This is a genomic window from Priestia sp. TRM10 (assembly GCF_057808375.1).
In genome coordinates this window covers 723,284-741,395 of the sequence record NZ_JBJZOT010000015.1, presented here as the reverse complement: position 1 = coordinate 741,395, position 18,112 = coordinate 723,284, and the positions used below count along the sequence as shown (strand labels likewise).

The 18,112-nt window shown below is 38.3% G+C and carries 20 protein-coding genes; all 20 read left to right on the top strand.

All coding sequences use genetic code 11. The features are described from left to right. Nucleotides 1-12 precede the first annotated feature (12 nt). Nucleotides 13-525 carry a ribosome maturation factor RimM gene (gene rimM, locus ACK3CR_RS20525; RefSeq protein ID WP_243518168.1) on the top strand — a complete coding sequence of 171 codons (513 nt, stop codon included), beginning with the start codon at nt 13-15 and terminating at the stop codon, nt 523-525. Further along, complete coding sequence (gene trmD, locus ACK3CR_RS20520) at nt 525-1,268, top strand: tRNA (guanosine(37)-N1)-methyltransferase TrmD (protein ID WP_061801740.1); 744 nt, start codon at nt 525-527, stop codon at nt 1,266-1,268. The genes rimM and trmD overlap by 1 nt, the downstream gene beginning before the upstream one ends. Nucleotides 1,269-1,407: 139 nt before the next feature. Beyond that, nucleotides 1,408-1,752 carry a 50S ribosomal protein L19 gene (gene rplS / locus ACK3CR_RS20515; RefSeq protein WP_019391795.1) on the top strand — a complete coding sequence of 115 codons (345 nt, stop codon included), beginning with the start codon at nt 1,408-1,410 and terminating at the stop codon, nt 1,750-1,752. Between the two features lie 149 nt (nt 1,753-1,901). Continuing rightward, nucleotides 1,902-2,459: a signal peptidase I gene (gene lepB, locus ACK3CR_RS20510; protein WP_040056674.1), complete on the top strand. Its 558-nt coding sequence runs from the start codon at nt 1,902-1,904 to the stop codon at nt 2,457-2,459. Between the two features lie 16 nt (nt 2,460-2,475). Then, nucleotides 2,476-3,348, top strand: coding sequence for a ribosome biogenesis GTPase YlqF (gene ylqF, locus ACK3CR_RS20505; protein WP_243518175.1), 873 nt, complete (start codon nt 2,476-2,478; stop codon nt 3,346-3,348). A 66-nt stretch (nt 3,349-3,414) separates the two neighbouring features. After that, complete coding sequence (gene rnhB / locus ACK3CR_RS20500; protein WP_480380507.1) at nt 3,415-4,188, top strand: ribonuclease HII; 774 nt, start codon at nt 3,415-3,417, stop codon at nt 4,186-4,188. Between the two features lie 9 nt (nt 4,189-4,197). Next, a complete protein-coding gene (locus ACK3CR_RS20495; RefSeq protein ID WP_488976066.1) occupies nt 4,198-5,742 on the top strand; it encodes a hypothetical protein in 1,545 nt (514 codons plus the stop codon). Beyond that, the gene (locus ACK3CR_RS20490; protein WP_243520735.1) at nt 5,742-6,014 is read left to right on the top strand and encodes an EscU/YscU/HrcU family type III secretion system export apparatus switch protein; all 273 of its coding nucleotides are present in this window, start codon (nt 5,742-5,744) and stop codon (nt 6,012-6,014) included. The genes ACK3CR_RS20495 and ACK3CR_RS20490 overlap by 1 nt, the downstream gene beginning before the upstream one ends. Nucleotides 6,015-6,148: 134 nt before the next feature. Next, the gene (gene sucC, locus ACK3CR_RS20485) at nt 6,149-7,309 is read left to right on the top strand and encodes an ADP-forming succinate--CoA ligase subunit beta (protein WP_019391801.1); all 1,161 of its coding nucleotides are present in this window, start codon (nt 6,149-6,151) and stop codon (nt 7,307-7,309) included. A gap of 18 nt (nt 7,310-7,327) precedes the next feature. Next, the gene (gene sucD, locus ACK3CR_RS20480) at nt 7,328-8,257 is read left to right on the top strand and encodes a succinate--CoA ligase subunit alpha (RefSeq protein WP_019391802.1); all 930 of its coding nucleotides are present in this window, start codon (nt 7,328-7,330) and stop codon (nt 8,255-8,257) included. Between the two features lie 78 nt (nt 8,258-8,335). Beyond that, nucleotides 8,336-9,223, top strand: coding sequence for a DNA-processing protein DprA (dprA, locus tag ACK3CR_RS20475; RefSeq protein WP_488976065.1), 888 nt, complete (start codon nt 8,336-8,338; stop codon nt 9,221-9,223). Nucleotides 9,224-9,290: 67 nt separating this feature from the next. Beyond that, nucleotides 9,291-11,369 carry a type I DNA topoisomerase gene (topA, locus tag ACK3CR_RS20470; protein WP_243518187.1) on the top strand — a complete coding sequence of 693 codons (2,079 nt, stop codon included), beginning with the start codon at nt 9,291-9,293 and terminating at the stop codon, nt 11,367-11,369. 81 nt (nt 11,370-11,450) lie between these two features. Beyond that, nucleotides 11,451-12,758 (top strand): FADH(2)-oxidizing methylenetetrahydrofolate--tRNA-(uracil(54)-C(5))-methyltransferase TrmFO, encoded by a 1,308-nt coding sequence (gene trmFO / locus ACK3CR_RS20465; protein ID WP_243518190.1) that lies wholly within the window; start codon nt 11,451-11,453, stop codon nt 12,756-12,758. Nucleotides 12,759-12,818: 60 nt separating this feature from the next. Continuing rightward, nucleotides 12,819-13,721 carry a tyrosine recombinase XerC gene (gene xerC / locus ACK3CR_RS20460; protein WP_243518193.1) on the top strand — a complete coding sequence of 301 codons (903 nt, stop codon included), beginning with the start codon at nt 12,819-12,821 and terminating at the stop codon, nt 13,719-13,721. A gap of 64 nt (nt 13,722-13,785) precedes the next feature. Continuing rightward, nucleotides 13,786-14,328: an ATP-dependent protease subunit HslV gene (hslV, locus tag ACK3CR_RS20455; protein WP_019391807.1), complete on the top strand. Its 543-nt coding sequence runs from the start codon at nt 13,786-13,788 to the stop codon at nt 14,326-14,328. 15 nt (nt 14,329-14,343) lie between these two features. Continuing rightward, complete coding sequence (gene hslU, locus ACK3CR_RS20450; RefSeq protein WP_243518196.1) at nt 14,344-15,747, top strand: ATP-dependent protease ATPase subunit HslU; 1,404 nt, start codon at nt 14,344-14,346, stop codon at nt 15,745-15,747. 99 nt (nt 15,748-15,846) lie between these two features. Then, the gene (codY, locus tag ACK3CR_RS20445) at nt 15,847-16,626 is read left to right on the top strand and encodes a GTP-sensing pleiotropic transcriptional regulator CodY (protein ID WP_243518200.1); all 780 of its coding nucleotides are present in this window, start codon (nt 15,847-15,849) and stop codon (nt 16,624-16,626) included. A 330-nt stretch (nt 16,627-16,956) separates the two neighbouring features. Continuing rightward, entirely contained in the window at nt 16,957-17,346 is a 390-nt protein-coding gene (gene flgB, locus ACK3CR_RS20440) for a flagellar basal body rod protein FlgB (RefSeq protein ID WP_488976064.1), read from the top strand. A gap of 2 nt (nt 17,347-17,348) precedes the next feature. After that, a complete protein-coding gene (gene flgC, locus ACK3CR_RS20435) occupies nt 17,349-17,795 on the top strand; it encodes a flagellar basal body rod protein FlgC (protein WP_243518204.1) in 447 nt (148 codons plus the stop codon). A gap of 9 nt (nt 17,796-17,804) precedes the next feature. Further along, nucleotides 17,805-18,098 (top strand): flagellar hook-basal body complex protein FliE, encoded by a 294-nt coding sequence (gene fliE / locus ACK3CR_RS20430; protein ID WP_243518206.1) that lies wholly within the window; start codon nt 17,805-17,807, stop codon nt 18,096-18,098. The last annotated feature ends 14 nt before the right edge of the window (nt 18,099-18,112 follow it).

The following is an 18,112-nucleotide window of genomic DNA, read 5'->3' as shown; positions in this document are numbered from 1 at the left end:
AGGTGAAAAGCAATGGAAAAGTGGTTGAACGTAGGGAAAATTGTGAACACGCACGGAGTTCGCGGTGAAGTCCGCGTTATCTCTCGCACAGATTTTCCAGAAGAACGTTATAAAGTTGGAAATGAGTTATACATATTCAAGGACAACGAAGAAATCAAAGTTGTTGTAGCAAGTCACCGTCAGCATAAAAATTTTGATCTTCTTACATTTGAAGAGTACCATAATATCAATCAAGTGGAGCCGTTCAAAAACTGTCTCCTTAAGGTACCATCTTCAGACCTTGTTGAATTAGAAGAAGGTGAATATTACTTTCACGAAATTGTAGGTTGTGAAGTATACACAGAGGAAGGAAATCTTGTTGGTACAATCAAAGAAATTTTAGCAACAGGAGCAAACGATGTTTGGGTCGTAAAAGCATCTGGAAGAAAAGACATCCTTATTCCGTATATTGAAGATGTTGTAGCAGACATTAACATCGAAGAGAAAAAAGTAATCATCAACGAAATGGAAGGGTTATTAGACTAATGAAAATTGATGTTTTGTCACTGTTTCCTGAGATGTTTCATGGTGTTCTTGAAAGCTCTATTTTAAAAAAGGCACGTGATAAAGGAGCGGTTGATGTAGCTGTTACAGATTTTAGAGAGTACGCAGACAACAAGCATAAGACAGTTGATGACTATCCATACGGTGGCGGTGCTGGTATGGTATTAAAGCCACAACCTATTTTTGATGCTGTTGCTGATCTTAATAAAGAAGGCTCAAAAGCGCGCGTTGTTCTTCTTTGTCCACAGGGTGAACGCTATACCCAAAAAAAAGCAGAGGAGCTTTCGAAAGAAGAGCACCTTATCTTTGTTTGTGGTCACTATGAAGGATATGATGAGCGAATTCGTGAACACGTTGTAACAGATGAGATTTCAATTGGAGACTTTGTGTTGACGGGAGGGGAACTTGGGGCCCTTGTGATCATTGACAGCGTCGTACGCCTTCTTCCTGACGTTTTAGGGAACAAAGCGTCTGCTGTTGAAGATTCATTTAGTACAGGCCTTCTAGAGCATCCTCATTATACTCGACCATCAGATTTTAGAGGGATGAAGGTACCAGACGTCCTTACATCTGGCGATCATAAACGTATAGCAGAGTGGAGAGAAGAGGAATCACTGCGTAGAACATTCCTAAGAAGGCCTGATCTGCTCGAAAACTATGAGCTTTCAGAAAGTCAAAAGAAGATGCTCGATCAGATTGAAAAAACGCATCGTTCAGATGTTTAAAAGATATTGCATCTAGTGGTGGGATGTGCTAAGATAATGTTTGTGGCTTTGGGCAGTGCTGTCCAAGCTTTGAAAACGATGTTCCGCTGCAATGATGCGAAAGCATTGATAAGAGCATCTGTTGGAAGGAGATGAAATCATGCAACAATTAATCCAAGATATCACAAAAGAACAATTAAAAGGTGACTTACCTGCTTTCCGTTCTGGAGATACAGTTCGCGTACACGTTAAAGTTGTTGAGGGTACTCGTGAACGTATTCAGGTGTTCGAAGGTGTTGTAATCAAACGCCGTGGTGGTGGGATTAGCGAAACTTTCACAGTTCGTAAAATTTCTTACGGTGTTGGTGTTGAACGTGCATTCCCACTTCATTCACCAAAAATCGCTAAGCTTGAAGTTGTACGCCGTGGTAAAGTACGTCGTGCGAAACTTTACTACCTACGTAACCTTCGTGGTAAAGCAGCTCGTATTAAAGAAATTCGATAATCCAAAAAGGAGCTTGTCTGACAAGCTCCTTTTTTCAAATTTCTAAACTATTTTAGGCGAGATTCGCCGATTTTTACATAAAGGTTGAATAATCATTATTTTTTTATGTATAGTAGAGAGGTACATTTTAGCTGTTTGGAGGATAAACTATGGCTCGTAAAAAAAATGAAACAGTAGAATGGATCAAGGCCATTTCGATTGCCGTCATTATTGCGGCAATTATTCGATTCTTCTTCTTCACTCCAATTGTTGTAGATGGAGAATCAATGATGCCAACTCTACATGATCAAAACCGCATGATTGTAAACAAAATATCTTACAAAATTGGTGGGCCTGATCGATTTGATGTTGTGGTCTTTCATGCTCCAGGTGGCAAAGATTACATTAAACGCGTGATTGGTTTACCAGGAGATCACGTAGAGTACAAAAACGATACGCTTTATATTAATGGAAAGGCGTACGAAGAACCGTATCTTGATCAATATAAAAGCGAACTTGACGACGGTATGCCGCTTACGGAAGACTTTAAATTAGAAGATACTCCAGGTGGCGATAAAGTCGTTCCAGAAGGCGAAATTTTCGTTATGGGAGATAACCGACGCAATAGCCGAGATAGTCGCGCGATTGGACCGGTTTCTTTGAAAAAAGTAGTTGGCACAACAAGCATTGTGTACTGGCCTTTTAATGAAATTAGAACGGTTGATTAAAAGTAGGTGAATAATAATGACTATTCAATGGTTTCCAGGACATATGGCGAAAGCTCGTCGCCAAGTTACCGAGAAATTAAAACTAATTGATATTGTTTTTGTGCTTGTTGATGCACGCATCCCTCAATCTTCACAAAACCCAATGATTGACGAGCTTATTGCAAATAAGCCACGAATCATGCTGTTAAATAAAGCGGATAAAGCTGATCCAAAAGTGACGGAACAGTGGATTCAGTACTACGATGAAAAAGGGATTCCAGCTCTTGCTATTAACTCACAGAATGGCAAAGGAATGGACCGCATTGTCGCACTCTCTAAAACCCTTTTAAAAGAAAAGTTTGATCGTATGAGACAAAAAGGAATTAAAAACCCACGTGCAATGCGAGCGATGATTGTTGGGATTCCGAATGTTGGAAAATCAACACTTATCAATCGTTTAGCGGGAAAAAATATTGCTAAAACAGGAGATCGTCCTGGGGTGACACAAGCGCAACAGTGGATTAAAGTAGGAAAAGAACTCGAACTTCTAGATACGCCTGGGATTCTCTGGCCGAAATTTGAGGACGAGCTTGTTGGATTAAAGCTTGCTACAACAGGGGCTATTAAAGATACAATTTTAAATTTGCAAGATGTAGCAGTTTATGCACTGCGCTTTTTGCAAGAGCGTTATGAATCACGTTTAGAAGATCGGTATGGTGTGACAGAGCGTTATGAGGAGATTGTAGACCTGTTTGACTTTATCGGTACTAAACGGGGCTGTTTAATGGGTGGAGGTATTGTGGACTACGACAAGACAGCTGAGCTTGTTTTGCGTGAAATCCGCGCAGATCGTCTTGGTCCCCTTACATTTGACTATCCTGATGAACTCCGTGAAAGTGAAGAAGAATAAATGAAAAGGATGCTTAAAAAGCATCCTTTTTTAATAGAAAAAAAAGAAAAAAGGACGATATAAAAGATGAGTGAAAGCATTAAAGAAATTAAAGCAAAATTAGAAAAGGTAACGTCTAAAAGTGATCCATTTCTATTGCAGTGTGCAACAGACGAGCGTAAAGGAGTTCAAAAGCTAGTCCTGCAGAAAGAAAAGTGGTTTGAAAAACAAGAAGCGTTAGAAGAGCAATTTCTAGAGATGATGAAATATGAAAACACGCTTTATGCAAAAGGTATAGAGTTAATTGCAGGGATTGATGAAGTTGGCAGGGGACCTCTTGCAGGTCCGGTAGTTTCAGCAGCTGTTATTCTTCCTCATGATTTCCGTGCACTTGGTTTAACAGATTCCAAAAAGCTTTCTGAGAAAAAACGGGAAAGTTACTATGAGCTCATTTTAGAGAATGCTCTTGCAGTTGGTGTAGGGATTATTGGACGAAAAGATATTGACTCATTGAATATTTATCATGCAACACGAAAAGCAATGGAAAGTTCTATTAGGGAGCTTGAGAAAGAACCTGACTATTTGCTTATTGATGCAATGAAGCTTCCTAACGTTTCTATTCCTCAGATTGATATTGTCAGCGGAGATGCAAAAAGTATTTCAATTGCGGCTGCTTCGATTGTAGCTAAGGTTACACGTGATCGTCTGATGAAAAAGCTCGGTGAAGAGTTTCCTGCGTATGGGTTTGAAAAACATATGGGGTACGGAACAAAAGAGCATCTAGATGCAATTGAAAAGCACGGGATTATTGATGAACACAGACGTTCCTTTTCACCAATTAAAGAGTATGTTGAAAGCTAGAGGTGAATTATGAATATTTCTTTTTTGCGCTCTTCGCTGTTAGAAGGAATCCAACATTCCACAGTGCTACCTCTTAGAGATGGAAGCATTGTGAAAGGAACCATTCAAAAGTTTTTTAAAGGAGACATAGCGCTTGTTTCTGTAAACGGACAAAGCATTGTAGCTAAATTGGAGCGCTCTTTATCTGTTTTGCGTCCCTATTATTTTGAAATAGATATTAAAGACGATTTGCCAAGCTTAAAAGTTGTTGGAGAAGAGTCAGAGGATAAAAATATGCAAAACATATTGCAAGCACTAGGAGCAAGAGGAAAGAAGGAAGAGAGTTTAGCCTCTTTTTTACTTTCTAAAAGTATTCCTTTTTCAAAAGAGTTTTTAACGACTATCGCTAAGGAAACATCACCTTCTTTTCCATCCCCTGAAAAAAAAGCTGTAGAGACGATGATTGCGCGGAACTTTACGCCATCTAAATCTATTTTCCAAGCTTTAAAATCGCTAGGAGACGCTTCTCTTGCTCCACTTTTTAACGAACTCACAACTCTCGCCAATCTTGAAGGATATGGGGAAGAACTTGTTAAGTTTAAAGGTGCTTTTAGGCTAACAAAAGGAAAAGAAGTTCTTTTCCTTTTAGTAAAAGGCTGGTTAGAAGGAAATATCCCTTTTCGTATTCTGCAACAGACAGGGGCAATTGAAAAAGGGGTTTTAGAACAGCAGTCATTAGTGAGCTTATCTCCTAAACGAGAAGAAGCAGAAGAAATTACAGCTATGAAAAAAACGCTTCTGAACAATTTGCCAGACATTGAAAAAATGCCGTTCTTTCACCAAATGGTAGAGAGCATTGAAAAAAGTCCTAACTTAAGAGGAAAGCTTAATCAAGAAGGAACCTCCTTGTTCATAAACGAAGAAGGAAAAGAAATTTTAACAGAGGTGAACAAGCTTCTGCAAACTTCTTTTCAATCCAGGGAGTTTCAACGTATATTATCAACCTTGTTTTCATCTTTAGGTCTTACATATGAGAGTGAGCTAAATGGAGAAAGCTCTGGAGCAGGCTTAAAAGGAGCTCTTTTGAAAATGCTTGAACAACCCCTACCACCTTTTTTAAGAGAACGAGCTGAAGAGATAGTGCATAAATTGACCGCTCTTCAGCTCTTGTCTTCTGACGAAGGACAAGGACCTATTACTTCTCTGTACGTGCAGTTCCCCCTCTACATAAGGGAAAAGTTAACAGAAGTCTCCCTTCAGTGGAAAGGAAAGAAGAGAGAGGACGGAACAATTGATCCAAATTACTGTCATATTCTTTTTCACTTAAAGCTTTCTTATTTACAAGAAATGGTAGTCGGCGCCCGTGTTCAAAATCGAGCGATTATCATAGATATTATAAATGAGCATCAGGATATTAAACCTATTATGGAATCTTTAAAACCATCACTTCGTCTTGGGCTGAGCGAGCTTGACTATTATCTATCAGACGTAAAAGTTTTTGCAAGTAAAGATAAAACATCAAGTTTAGCTCAAGTATCGCATAGTGGATATAAAGGAGTGGATCTTAAGATTTGATGAAAAAAAAATCATACTCAAAAAAAGCGGTAGCTCTTGCCTATTTAAAACATGAGAAAGCACCAAAGATAGTAGCAAAAGGAGGAGGAGACGTTGCGCGGGATATCATTGAAAAAGCAAAGGAAAACAATGTTCCAATTCAAAAAGATCCGTCTCTTGTAAACTTGCTTCATAATTTAGAGCTGAACGAGCGTATCCCAGAAGAGCTTTATGAGGCGGTAGCAGAGATTTTTGCTTTTATTTACAAAATGGATGAAAAAGCAAAAAAATAGAACAAATTTCTAAAGAAAACGCCATCATTTCTGAATCTTTTATAAATTTCGCAAGAATAGTAGACAAGTAGACTTCCATTTTATACAATGAAAGCGCAGTCTATTTTTTTGAAATGACGTTAGGAGGATGGGATATGAATATTCATGAGTATCAAGGAAAAGAGCTCCTTAGAAAATATGGGGTAGCTGTTCCAAACGGCCGCGTAGCGTTTACGGTAGAAGAAGCGGTAGAAGCAGCAAAAGAGCTAGGAACAGATGTTTCTGTTGTAAAAGCACAGATTCATGCAGGTGGCCGCGGTAAAGCCGGAGGGGTAAAAGTTGCGAAAAACTTGGATGAAGTTCGTACATATGCCGATGAGATACTTGGAAAAACGCTCGTAACTCATCAAACAGGTCCACAAGGGAAAGAAGTAAAGCGTTTACTTATTGAGGAAGGTTGCGATATCCAAAAAGAATATTATGTTGGAATCGTATTAGATCGTGCTTCTTCACGCGTCGTGCTTATGGCTTCTGAAGAAGGTGGCACAGAAATTGAAGAAGTAGCTGAAAAAACACCTGAAAAAATCTTTAAGGAATATATCGATCCAGCGGTTGGGTTACAGGGGTTCCAAGCGCGTCGATTAGCGTTTAATATCAATATTCCAAAAGAGTTAGTAGGTCAAGCTGTAAAATTTATGGCTGGTTTATATAAAGTATTTGTTGAAAAAGATTGCTCAATCGCTGAGATTAATCCACTTGTAACAACAGGGGATGGAAAAGTAATGGCGCTTGATGCAAAACTTAATTTTGATTCAAACGCTCTTTATCGTCAAAAAGATGTGTTAGAGCTTCGCGATTTAGAAGAAGAAGATGTAAAAGAAATTGAAGCATCAAAATACGACTTAAGTTACATTGCGCTTGATGGTAACATCGGCTGCATGGTAAATGGAGCAGGTCTTGCAATGGCGACAATGGACATTATTAAATATTCAGGCGGAGAGCCGGCAAACTTCCTTGACGTAGGGGGCGGTGCAACGGCTGAGAAAGTAACGGAAGCGTTCAAGATTATTATCTCCGATCAAAATGTAAAAGGAATTTTTGTCAATATTTTTGGTGGCATTATGAGATGTGATGTTATTGCTGAAGGTGTTGTTGAAGCAACAAAACAAGTTGGATTAGATTTGCCACTTGTTGTTCGCTTAGAAGGCACAAACGTTGAACTTGGCAAAAAGATTTTGAAAGAATCAGGTCTTAACATTACAGCTGCAGAGTCAATGGCTGACGGCGCTGAAAAAATTGTTGCACTTGTGAAATAAAGAACAGGAGGGGTAAAAATGAGCGTATTTATTAACAAGGATACAAAAGTTATTGTACAGGGGATTACAGGAGCAACAGGTTTGTTTCATACAAAACAGGCAATTGAGTATGGAACAAAAATTGTTGGGGGCGTAACTCCAGGAAAAGGCGGCACAACAATCGAAGGAGTACCTGTTTTCAACACTGTTGAAGACGCAAAAAAAGCAACAGGTGCAAACGCGTCAGTTGTGTATGTTCCACCTGCTTTTGCAGCAGATGCAATTATGGAAGCAGTTGATGCAGATCTTGACTTAGTTATCACAATTACAGAAGGTATTCCAGTAATTGATATGGTGAAAGTAAAGCGTTATATGGAAGGAAAGCGCACAAGACTTGTTGGACCAAACTGCCCGGGTGTTATCACACCAGAAGAATGTAAAATTGGTATTATGCCAGGATACATTCATAAAAAAGGTCATGTTGGGGTTGTGTCACGCTCTGGAACACTCACATATGAAGCTGTTCATCAACTTTCACAAGCAGGAATTGGCCAGTCAACAGCAGTAGGAATTGGTGGAGACCCTGTTAATGGCACGGACTTCATTGATGTGTTAAAAGCCTTTAATGAAGATGAAGACACATATGCTGTTATTATGATTGGTGAAATCGGGGGTACGGCAGAAGAAGAAGCAGCACAATGGGTGAAAGAAAATATGACAAAACCTGTTGTTGGCTTTATTGGAGGTCAAACAGCTCCAGCAGGCAAGCGTATGGGCCACGCTGGTGCGATTATCTCAGGTGGTAAGGGTACGGCAAGCGAGAAGATTAAAACGCTTAACGCATGCGGTATTAGCGTTGCTGAAACCCCTTCTGTTATGGGAGAAACGCTTATTAAAGTGCTAAAGGACGAAGGAATTTACGATAAGTGTAAAACGCACGATATTCCTGTAAGTTCATCACAGTCTTAAAATAGGAAGTTCAACCGTTACCATTTAGGTAACGGTTGGTTTTTATGGCGATTTTTAGAACAATTAAAGAGGTGAATTATGAGAGAAAAGTTAATTTTATTATCACACTGCAGAAGGGTTGGATGGAAATCCATACTCAAACTTCTTCAGTATGATTCCTCCCTATCTTTTCTAAGAGAAGCTTCTCCTGCTCTTCTTCAAACCATTCTTCAACTTCCAAGTTCTTCAACTGAAATTGTCTATAAAGATTTGCAAACTATTCCAATACAAGATATTCTAAAGAAATATAGCACTCAAAATATTCGTTGTATAACAATTACGGATCCTGAGTATCCTGCGTTATTAAAGAATATTTATGACCCTCCATGGGTTCTTTATACAAAAGGAGATTACCGGTTATTAAATAACAAATCCGTTAGCATCGTTGGAACGAGGACGCCAACAAGCTACGGTATAAAGGCTACAAAGGTTTTGTGCAAACCTCTCGTGGAAGAAGGATGGACAATTGTAAGCGGTCTTGCAAAAGGGGTGGATGCGCTTGCACATAAAGAAGCTATTCTTCATGGAGGCAAAACCGTTGCTGTATTAGGAAGCGGGTTTTATAACATTTATCCAAAAGAAAATTGTTATTTAGCAAGTGACATCGCTAACAATCATCTGTTATTATCGGAATACAACCCTTTTATAAAACCGCATCGAGCGCATTTTCCGCTACGGAACCGTATTATTAGCGGTTTATCGTTTGGAACGATTGTCATTCAAGCGAAGGAAAGAAGCGGTTCTTTTATTACAGCTGACCAAGCGCTCTCTCAAGGAAGAGAGGTTTTTGCTGTACCTGGCTCAATCTTTGAAGAATGTTCAAAAGGAACAAATAAGCTTATTCAGCTTGGCGCAAAATTAGTATGTAGTGCTAAAGATGTAACAAGCGAAATTCATTTTCAAGTAAAAAATGAACAAGAGGTTTGACAAAGTGCATATAAGTATTTAATAATAATGAAGATTTTATTCTACCTCTTTAAGGGAGGACAATAGTATGTCGGACTATTTAGTTATTGTAGAGTCGCCAGCAAAGGCGAAAACAATTGAAAAATATTTAGGGAAAAAATACAAAGTAAAAGCATCAATGGGACATGTTCGAGATCTTCCAAAAAGTCAAATGGGAATTGATACTGAACATGATTACGACCCAAAATACATCACTATTCGTGGAAAAGGGCCTGTTTTAAAAGAACTTAAGACAGCAGCTAAAAAAGCAAAAAAGATTTTCCTAGCGGCCGATCCGGATCGTGAAGGGGAAGCAATTGCTTGGCATTTAGCTCATAGTCTTGGTGTTGATACATCGTCAGACTGCCGAGTAGTATTTAATGAAATTACAAAAGATGCAATTAAAGCTTCTTTTAAACATCCAAGATCTATTAATATGGATCTTGTTAATTCTCAACAAGCTCGTCGTATTCTTGATCGTTTAGTGGGGTATAACATTAGCCCGCTTCTTTGGAAAAAAGTGAAAAAGGGATTAAGCGCTGGACGCGTTCAATCTGTTGCAGTTCGATTAATTATTGAACGAGAGCAGGAAATCTCACGCTTTCAACCTGAAGAATACTGGTCAATTAACGCGAACTTCTTAAAAAGTGAAAAAGAATTTCAAGCATCTTTCACTGAAATGGATGGCAAAAAAACAAAGCTTTCATCAAAAGAAGATGTTGAGAAAGTTCTAGCCCGACTTGACGGCAATGAATTTTCAATTCAAAAAGTAGCAAAGAAAGAGCGTAAGCGAAATCCGGCGCTTCCTTTTACGACATCTTCTCTTCAACAGGAAGCAGCTCGTAAGCTAAACTTTAGAGCGAAGAAAACAATGATGCTTGCTCAACAGCTTTACGAAGGAATTGATTTAGGGAAAAAAGAAGGAACAGTTGGTTTAATTACGTACATGCGTACAGATTCAACTCGTATTTCAGAAACGGCTCAAACAGAGTCTTATGAATATGTAAAAGATACGTTTGGTGAGGAATTTCTTTCAAAAGAAAAGCGGAAAGAAAAGAAGAATGCTAACACTCAAGATGCTCATGAGGCAATTCGCCCAACATCTATTCTGCGTTCACCTTCTGAGATTAAACAGTATGTATCAAGAGATCAACATCGCTTATACAAACTGATTTGGGAACGATTCCTTGCAAGCCAAATGGCACCAGCTATTATGGATACGATGGCTGTTGATTTAGTAAACAACGGTGTAACATTTAGAGCGAATGGCTCAAAAATTAAGTTTCCTGGCTTTATGAAAGTGTACGTAGAAGGAAATGATGATAAAGTGGAAGAAAAGGAAAAAATTCTTCCAGACATGACGGAAGGAGAACAAGCGTACTCAAAAGATATCGAACAAAATCAGCATTTCACTCAGCCGCCGCCTCGCTATACGGAAGCACGTCTTGTGAAAACGATGGAAGAGTTAGGTATTGGAAGACCTTCTACATATGCTCCAACGCTTGATACTATTCAACGCAGAGGATATGTGGCGCTTGATAACAAAAGATTTGTTCCAACAGAGCTTGGTGAAATTGTACTGGAACTTATCCTTGAGTTCTTTCCTGAAACAATTGATGTGGAATTTACAGCCAAAATGGAAACAGACCTTGATGAAATAGAGGAAGGTAAAGTACAATGGGTATCGGTTATCGATGAATTTTATCGCGACTTCGAAATACGTTTAGAAAAAGCGGAAAAAGAAATGCGCGAAGTCGAGATTAAAGACGAACCTGCCGGAGAAGATTGTGAACTGTGTGGTTCACCTATGGTCTTTAAAATGGGTCGCTACGGAAAATTCATGGCATGCTCAAACTTTCCTGACTGTCGTAACACAAAGCCGATTGTAAAAGAAATTGGCGTTGATTGTCCGAAATGTGAAGACGGTCAAGTTGTGGAACGAAAATCAAAGAAAAAACGCCTTTTCTATGGTTGCACAAATTATCCAAGCTGTGACTTCTTATCTTGGGACAAACCAATTGCAAGAAAATGTCCAAAATGTGAAAGTCTCCTTGTTGAGAAAAAGCAGAAAAAAGGTGTTCAAGTTACGTGCACTGAATGTGATTACAAAGAAGAAACGCAAAGCTAGACCTTTTTCGTGGTGAGCACAACGTTGTGCTCACCACTTTATCTGTTACGGAGAAAAGAAATTACATCTGGAGGGAAACAAATGTCTGAAAAAATCGTTAATGTAATAGGAGCTGGACTTGCTGGAAGTGAAGCAGCTTGGCAGCTTGCTAAAAGAGGAATTAAGGTGCATCTTTACGAAATGCGTCCTGTTCGTCAAACAGCAGCACATCATACAGATAAATTTGCGGAGCTTGTATGCAGTAACTCGCTTCGTGCCAACACGCTTACAAATGCTGTTGGAGTACTGAAAGAAGAGATGCGTCATCTAGATTCTGTTATTATTTCCTCAGCTGATGCTTGCTCTGTTCCAGCAGGCGGAGCACTAGCTGTTGACCGTCATGAATTTGCGGCACATGTAACAGAGCGTGTAAAGCATCATGAAAATGTAACAGTATTTAATGAAGAAATTACAGAAATTCCAAGCGGACCTACTATTATTGCAACAGGTCCATTAACATCTCAAGCATTATCTGAACAGCTTAAACGTTTAACAGGAGAAGAGTATCTTTATTTCTATGATGCAGCAGCTCCTATCCTTGAAAAAGACAGCATTGACATGGATAAGGTATACTTAAAGTCTCGCTATGATAAAGGAGAAGCAGCATATTTGAACTGTCCAATGACAGAAGAAGAATTTGATCGCTTCTATAATGCGCTTATTGAGGCAGAAGTTGTACCGCTAAAAGAATTTGAAAAAGAAGTATATTTTGAAGGTTGCATGCCAATTGAAGTGATGGCTTCAAGAGGAAAGAAAACAATGCTTTTCGGTCCATTAAAACCAGTAGGTCTTGAAGATCCGAAAACAGGAAAACGTCCGTATGCTGTTGTACAACTTCGTCAAGATGATGCAGCAGGAACACTTTACAATATCGTTGGTTTCCAAACACATATTAAATGGGGACCTCAAAAAGATATTGTTCGCTTAATTCCTGGGCTTGAAAATGCAGAAATTGTTCGTTACGGTGTTATGCATCGAAATACATTTATTAATTCACCAAGACTTCTAAAACCGACATATCAATACAAAGATCGTGAAGATTTATTCTTTGCAGGACAAATGACAGGTGTTGAAGGTTACGTAGAATCAGCTGCAAGCGGACTTTTAGCAGGACTAAACGCAGCTCGCTATGTGTTAGGCGAAGAGCTTTTAGTTTTCCCTCAAGAAACGGCTCTTGGAAGCATGGCTCACTATATTACACATACAAGTGATAAAAACTTCCAACCGATGAATGCAAACTTTGGAATATTCAAGGATCTCCCGGTTCGCATTAAAAAGAAACAAGAGCGCAATGAACAGTATGCTAAGCGTGCACTTGAAATAGTTCAAAATTTTGTGAAAAATATATAAATTATTTGCGCGGGCTACTAAAAGTGTGATAATATTTAGTAGCCTTTGCGAGGTGAAGCAATGATAAATGTGAAAGAATCTTTAAATTGCTATCTTGAATATTTACAAATTGAGAAAAATTACTCACAATATACAACGCTGTGTTACGAGAAAGACATTTTATTGTTTATGGAATTTCTAGAGGAAGAAGGAATTAAAAGATTAGAGGACGTTACATATAGCAACGTTCGTATCTTTTTAACCAAGCTTCACGAACACAGCTATTCTAAGCGATCGATTGCCCGTAAAGTATCAGCTTTGCGAAGTTTTTATCGCTTTTTATCGCGCGAGCATACGATAAAAGAAAATCCGTTTACGATGGTATCCCTCCCAAAGCGTTCGCACCGCAACCCTTCGTTCTTATATAAGGAAGAACTTGAACTGCTTTTTGAAGTAAGCGATGTTTCTACACCGCTTGGTCAAAGAGATCAAGCAATCTTAGAACTTTTATATGCAACGGGGATAAGGGTAAGTGAGTGTGCTTCAATTATGCTGAGTGATATCGATATGTCAATGAAAACTCTTTTGGTTTATGGAAAGGGAAAGAAGCAACGCTATGTACCTTTTGGGAATTTCTCATATGAAGCCATAAAAAAATATAGAGATGAAGGTCGTCTAAAATTGCTCCCAAAGAGTAATATTGATTGTAAGGCACTCTTTGTGAATCATAGAGGTCAGCCTTTAACAGCTAGAGGCATTCGCTATATTTTAAACCGTATTGTTAAGAAAACGGCAGAGAACATTCATATTACTCCTCATTCTTTGCGTCATACTTTCGCAACGCATATGTTAAATGAAGGTGCTGACATGAGAACTGTTCAAGAACTTCTAGGACATGAAAATTTGTCAACAACTCAAATTTATACACATGTGACAAAAGATCGCCTTCGTTCTATTTATATGAATCATCATCCAAGAGCGTAAGCGACATAAAAGGATAATATGAAAAAAGAACACAAGAACATATGCTGAAGGAGAGATGTATATTATGGGTGACTTTCATGCTACAACGATTTTTGCGATTCAACACAAAGGCGGTTGCGCAATGGCAGGAGATGGACAAGTAACGTTCGGAAATGCTGTAGTAATGAAACATACAGCAAAAAAAGTACGTCGTCTTTTTCATGGAAAAGTGCTAGCAGGGTTTGCTGGATCTGTGGCAGATGCGTTTACTCTTTTTGAAATGTTTGAAAATCGCCTTGAAGAGTACAACGGTAATTTGCAGCGTGCAGCTGTTGAACTTGCAAAAGAGTGGCGCAGCGATAAAGTGTTACGCAAGCTAGAAGCAATGCTTATCGTAGCAAACGAGGAGCATATGCTACTTATTTCAGGTACAGGTGAGGTTATTGAACCTGATGATGGAATTTTAGCTATTGGTTCTGGTGGGAACTATGCGCTATCTGCAGGTCGTGCGCTCAAACGATATTCAGGTGAAAACATGTCAGCACGAGATATTGCTAAGGCCTCTCTAGAGATTGCTGGAGATATTTGTGTTTATACAAACGATCAAATTATTGTAGAGGAACTTTAAGGAGGGAAGAACAGAATGTATACAGAACTTACACCGCGTCAAATTGTTGAAAAACTTGATCAATATATTGTTGGACAAAAGGAAGCAAAAAAGGCCGTTGCCGTTGCACTTCGCAACCGTTATCGCCGCAGTAAGCTAAGTGAATCACTGCGAGATGAAGTTGTACCAAAGAACATTTTAATGATTGGGCCTACTGGAGTAGGGAAAACAGAGATTGCTCGTCGACTAGCAAAATTAGTGGGAGCTCCTTTTATTAAAGTTGAAGCAACGAAGTTCACGGAAGTCGGTTATGTTGGACGTGATGTAGAATCAATGGTACGAGACCTTGTGGAAACTTCTGTTCGACTTGTGAAAGAAGAAAAAACAAACGAAGTACGCGGGCAAGCAGAACAAAATGCAAACCAACGCATTGTTGATCTTCTCGTTCCTTCTAAACGTAAAAATACTCAATATAAAAACCCATTTGAAATGATTTTTGGTGGTCAAGCTGAAGGAGAAAAACCTCAGCAAGAAACATCAAACGACGATGCATCAAGCGAAATGGAACGTAAGAGAATGGCTCATAAGCTTGCGCTTGGAGAACTTGAGGAGCATTATGTAACAGTTGAAGTAGAAGAACAGCAAGCTTCTATGTTTGATATGCTTCAAGGTTCGGGTATGGAGCAAATGGGAATGAATATTCAAGATGCGCTAGGCAATTTCATGCCAAAGAAAAAGAAAAAGCGTCGGTTAACAGTACGCGAAGCTCGCAAAGTGTTAACAAATGAAGAAGCACAGAAGTTAATTGATATGGATGAAGTAACGCAACAAGCAACAGAGCGTGCCGAACAGTTTGGAATTATTTTTATTGATGAAATCGATAAAATCGCTCGTAAAAGCAGCCAATCTTCATCAGGAGATGTGTCACGTGAAGGAGTACAGCGCGATATTTTGCCAATCGTTGAGGGTTCAACAATTATGACAAAGTATGGCCCTGTAAAAACAGACCACGTATTGTTTATTTCAGCAGGTGCTTTTCACGTTTCAAAACCATCTGATCTTATTCCAGAGCTTCAAGGAAGATTTCCAATTCGCGTTGAGCTTGGCAAATTATCAGTAGATGACTTTGTCCGTATTTTAGTTGAGCCTGATAATGCTATTATTAAACAATATACAGCATTATTGGAAACTGAAGGTATAAAAATTGAATTTTCTGACGAAGCTATTAAAAAGCTAGCTCAAGTAGCATTCGATGTAAACCAGGATACGGATAATATTGGAGCTCGTCGTTTACATACAATTATGGAAAGACTTTTGGAAGATCTTTCATTTGAAGCACCGGATGTAACGATGGAGAAGATTGAAATTACTCCACAGTATGTGGAAGAGAAACTTGGCTCAATTGCTAAAAACAAAGACTTAAGTCAGTTTATTTTATAAAGTCAGCCTTTTGGGGAGAGGGAACGCTTCTTAAAAGAAGAGGCGGATAGACTTTACAGAGAACAGAATTATTTACAATTTTCAGGAGGCAAAATCATAATGAATTTATTAGATAAAACAAGAAAAATTAATGCAATGTTACAGAAAGCAGCAGGGAAACCTGTTAACTTCAAAGAGATGGCTGAAACACTTCGTGAAGTAATCGAAGCAAACATTTATGTTGTAAGTCGTCGCGGTAAGCTTTTGGGTGTTGCAATTAATCAGCAAATTGAAAATGAGCGTATGAAAGAAATGTTTGAAACACGCCAATTTCCAGAAGAGTACACTAAAAACCTTTTCAATATTAGAGAAACATCTTCTAATCTAGATGTAAACAGCGAGCATAGCGCTTTTCCTAATGAAAACAAAGATTTATTTATGAGCGGTTTAACAACAATTGTACCAATTAACGGTGGAGGAGATCGCCTAGGAACTCTTGTATTAGCACGTTTAGAAGAGAAGTTCACAGATGATGATCTTATTTTAGCTGAATATGGGGCAACAGTTGTTGGCATGGAGATTCTACATGAGAAAGCTGAAGAAATTGAAGAAGAAGCTCGTAGCAAAGCGGTTGTTCAAATGGCAATTAGTTCACTATCTTACAGTGAATTAGAAGCAATTGAACATATCTTTGATGAGTTAAATGGAAACGAAGGCCTTCTTGTAGCAAGTAAGATTGCAGACCGTGTTGGTATTACGCGTTCAGTAATTGTAAATGCACTTCGTAAACTTGAGAGTGCAGGTGTAATTGAGTCTCGTTCACTAGGTATGAAAGGAACGTACATCAAAGTTCTAAACAACAAGTTCTTGCTTGAGCTTTCAAAACTAAAAGCAAACTAAATAATAGTTATAAAGACTTAGGTCAATAAACCTTCATTAGAAATAGCACTTACTAAAGTGCTATTTTTTTGTGCTTTAATCGTATCTTTTTTTGTCGAAAGATCTTATAATGTTAAAGAAAAGCGGGGTAACCAATTTTAACATAATAAACAAATAACTTATATATTTAACAAATATTAATATTTTATATATAAATTGTTAATTTTCTTTTAAGATTTCAAAAAAAAAAGTAAAGAAACTTAAGAAATCATAGACATATCATGTCCTTTTTCCTAAAATGGATAATATCGGCACGGAAAAAATGTCGAAAAGAGGCAAGGAGAGAAATTTATGGAACTTTTTTCACAGACGATGAGTTCAATCCAAAATGGATTAAACTATGCTTCGTTGAAACAGAAAACAATTTCAAACAATATTGCTAACTTAGATACTTCTGGATATAAAGCAAAAACGGTATCTTTTAAAAGTATGCTTCAAGCTGAGCAAGATAATCTTCTGAAAGCTACTCGCACGGACCCTCGTCATTTTGAATTTTCAACGTCGTCTTCTTCTCTAGGAGTTACAACTGCACATAATGCTTATCAATCAAACGGCAATGGAGTTGACGTTGATAAGGAGATGACAGATATGGCTCAAAATCAGCTTTATTATCAAGCTTTAGTAGACAGAATGAGCGGGAAATTTAACTCGCTTAACACGGTTTTAAGAGGAGGGAATTAATTTTGTCAATTTTTAGCGGGCTAAATGCCAGCGCTTCAGCCTTAACAGCAAATCGTTTAAGAATGGATGTTACGGCTTCAAATATCGCTAATGCGAATACAACAAGAGCGCAATATGTAAACGGAGAATGGCAACCATATCGGCGCAAGATGATAAATATAGCACCGGATAGTGAAAAACAGTTTTCAACTGTTTTTCAAAAAGCTTTAAATACAAATAGTACAGGTGTAAAAGTCACAGGAATTGAGGAAGATTCTGAACCTTTTAAACTTGTGTATGATCCAAGTCACCCAGATGCTAATGATCAGGGATATATACAGCTACCAAATGTTGATCCATTAAAGGAAATGACGGACCTTATGAGTGCTTCTCGTTCGTACGAAGCAAACGTTACAGCACTTAATGCAACAAAAGGGATGTTAGTAAAAGCATTAGAGATTGGAAAGTAGGGTGTAACGATGATTAATGGAATTACAAACATATCATTGCAGACTGAAGCGCTTCAGCCTAAAAATGAATCGGCTAGCACAAACCAAAGTTTTTCTAGTTTTTTAAAAGACGCAGTAAATAAAGTTAATGAAGCTCAAAATGAGTCAGATGCTATGACAACAAAACTTGTGAATGGGGAAGATGTAGATTTACATAATGTGATGATTTCGTCTCAAAAAGCAAGCGTTGCCCTGCAAGCTGCTATTCAATTCCGCAATAAAGGAATTGAAGCTTACCAAGAAATCATGAGAATGCAGATCTAAATTTATTTTCCAAA